Here is a 1,529-nt window from a genome sequence, read left to right on the forward strand (position 1 = left end):
GAATGGCACTTAATCCGCGGCAAGTGCTTGGTGGTTCACGGTTTAAGCTCGGTTGACAGCAAGGGGCTTCACTTGCGATGTGTTTGGGTCTCTAACCTCCCGAACACGTCAAGCAAGGAAGCCCCTCGTGTATCAACCGCAGTTTGCTTCATTCCGTCAGCGACTCGAATTTGCCCGCCAGTCAAACGACCTCTACTTCGCATCACTGCTCGATCGACAGACTATCGCAGCGGCCTTCGGCGAGGCAAGCGGCATTCTTGATTCGGCACGGATCTACACGACCGCGGTGACGCTCTGGGTTTTTCTCTCGCAAGTGCTTTCGATCGATCACGGATGCGTCTCGGCTGTGGCAAGATTGATTCACTATCGGTGCGCTCGCGGGCTTCGGGCGTGCAGTAGCGAGACGGGGATGTACTGCATCGCGCGTGACAAGCTGGACGAAACCGCGATGCACCGGCTAGTTGCCACAACCGGTCAGGCAATTGAGAACCAAGCTCCGGATCGGTGGTTGTGGTTGGGGCACCGCGTGATCACTGCCGATGGCACGACGATCACGATGGCCGACACGGCTGACAATCAAGCGGAGTACCCGCAACAACGCGGCCAAGCGATCGGTTGCGGATTTCCCATCATGAGGGTTGTCGTGCTGTTCGCTCTGTCGACAGGAACCGTCCTGGAAACGGCAATGGGGAAGTACCGAGGCAAGCTCACCGCCGAAGTCAGCTTGTTTCGCGAGATCGACGCGATAATCGAAGAAAACGATGTTTTTCTGGCCGACCGAGCGTATTCGAGTTGGTTCGATATGGCACGCTTGATGGCACGAGGCGCCGATGTTGTTGTCCGCAAACACCATCTCCGCAAAAGCGATTTTCGTAGCGGTATTCGATATGGCAAAGACGACCATGCGATTCGACTGGACAAGCCTGGACGCCCTGAGTGGATGAGCCAAGAGGCGTACGAAGATTACCCTGATTTCATCCTGATCCGTGAGATCAAGATCCGGGTGGAAAACCGAGGCTTTCGTACTCGCCAGATCATCGTTCACACATCGTTGTCGGACGACATGGAGTACAGCAAGGAAGACATCGCCGCATTGTTTCGCCGGCGTTGGCAAGCAGAGCTGAATCTACGAAGCCTTAAGACGGTAATGCAGATGGATCATCTTCGCTGCAAAAAGCCTCATCGGGTGCGCAACGAGATGCGGGCGCACATGTTGGCGTATAACTTGATTCGGCAAGTCATGTGCGAAGCGGCAATGACAGACGGCATGCGTCCTTGGCAAATCAGTTTCAAAAGCACGCTTTCAACGCTCGCCGAGATGCTGCCGACATTGAGTGTCATCAGTGCCGTGGATGAGCTGTGCAACGTCTTGTACCAAAGCTGCCGGAGACATCGCGTCGGAGATCGCCCAGATCGATACGAACCGAGGGTACTCAAGCGAAGGCCCAAGCAGTACAAGCTAATGCAGAAGCCCCGACACGACTACAAACCCGGTGAGGCGTGAGACTTACGCGGATTAAGTGCCATTC

1 protein-coding gene is annotated in these 1,529 nt (G+C 55.5%); it reads left to right on the forward strand.

Annotated elements, in window-relative coordinates:
• The first annotated feature begins 127 nt into the window (after nucleotides 1-127).
• Nucleotides 128-1,504, forward strand: a complete 1,377-nt coding sequence (locus FYK55_RS28675; RefSeq protein WP_161604830.1) for an IS4 family transposase — start codon at nucleotides 128-130, stop codon at nucleotides 1,502-1,504.
• Nucleotides 1,505-1,529 lie beyond the last annotated feature (25 nt).

The sequence above is a fragment of the Roseiconus nitratireducens genome (genome assembly GCF_008629675.1).
Classification (GTDB): domain Bacteria; phylum Planctomycetota; class Planctomycetia; order Pirellulales; family Pirellulaceae; genus Stieleria; species Stieleria nitratireducens.